Source organism: Polaromonas sp., assembly GCF_030682935.1.
Lineage (GTDB): Bacteria > Pseudomonadota > Gammaproteobacteria > Burkholderiales > Burkholderiaceae_C > Polaromonas.
The window spans coordinates 1-1,186 of record NZ_JAUXNA010000319.1 but is presented as its reverse complement, the minus strand read 5'-3'; the positions used below and the strand labels follow the sequence as shown (position 1 = coordinate 1,186).

Genomic DNA, 1,186 nt, shown 5'->3' with positions numbered 1-1,186 from the left:
ACAAGACCCTGGCGCAATGCGGCTGCGTGGCAGCACGGTGGAGCACGTCTTTAGCATCATCAAGTTCTGGATGGGCTCGGCGCACTTGCTGATGAAAGGTCTGACGAACGTCAGCACTGAAATCAGCCTGCACTGCTTGGCCTACAACATGCGCCGGGTCGTGAGCATCCTGGGGATTAAGCAGTTGATCAACGCGATGCGATTGATGAGGGCTTGAGGCCTTTTTTAGCATCAAAATACCCCACCATCAGCCGCTTAAAGAGGCCTTCAGGCATCCTAGATTCGAACTAGGGCCACACAAATTTTGAAAACTGGGAAAAAGCCGTTTCCGGCAGAGGTGAAATTGAGGAGGCGGTTTTTTTTGGTGTTTTCACACAGCCTACAGTCTGTAGCGAGCATTCGGCGGTACACCTCTGAGCCGACACCCTTCATTCCATCCCAACACCTTGATGGAGAATAAAATCGGCCTCCAGCCCTTTGGATCCGTCGCAGGAGGCTATGAAATCAATAGCAAAAGGAATCCGCCCGGGCCTGTTGCAGCCCGGCGTGGTGCATTCTTCAGGCGTAGTCGCTCACAGGCACGCAGCTGCAAAACAGGTTGCGGTCGCCGTAGACATTGTCGACGCGGCCCACCGGCGGCCAGTACTTGCCCTGCTTCAGGCTGGCCAGCGGGAAAGCGCCGGTTTCGCGCGGGTACGGCCGGTCCCAGTCGGCGCCGAGCAGGCTGGCGGCGGTGTGCGGGGCGTGCTTGAGCGGGTTGTTGTCTTGCGGCCATTTTCCTGCTTCCACCAAGCGAATCTCGTCGCGGATGGCGATCATGGCGTCGATGAAACGGTCCAGCTCGGCCAGGGTCTCGCTTTCGGTGGGCTCGACCATCAGCGTGCCGGGCACCGGAAAGCTCAGCGTGGGCGCATGAAAGCCGTAGTCCATCAGGCGCTTGGCCACGTCTTCGGCGGTCACGCCGCTGGTTTCCTTGAGCGGACGCAGGTCCAGAATGCACTCGTGCGCGACATGGCCGTTTTCGCTCGCGTAGAGCGTCGGGTAGTGGTCTTTCAGGCGGGCGCTGATGTAGTTGGCGCTCAGGATGGCGATCTCTGTTGCCTGCTTCAGGCCGTCAGGGCCCATCATGCGGCAGTACATCCAGCTGATCGGCAGCACGGCCGCATTGCCCAGCGGCGCAGCGGAC

Annotated in this window: 1 protein-coding gene and 1 pseudogene; one reads left to right on the top strand and one right to left on the bottom strand. The window is 59.6% G+C overall.

Annotated elements, in window-relative coordinates; translation table 11 throughout:
- Window positions 1–217 (top strand): transposase (locus Q8K05_RS14790; protein ID WP_305247394.1); only part of this gene is annotated, 217 nt, incomplete at its 5' end.
- A 341-nt stretch (window positions 218–558) separates the two neighbouring features.
- Here the strand turns inward: Q8K05_RS14790 and Q8K05_RS14785 are convergent.
- Window positions 559–1,186, bottom strand: a pseudogene (locus tag Q8K05_RS14785) (glycine dehydrogenase (aminomethyl-transferring)); the annotation flags it as partial.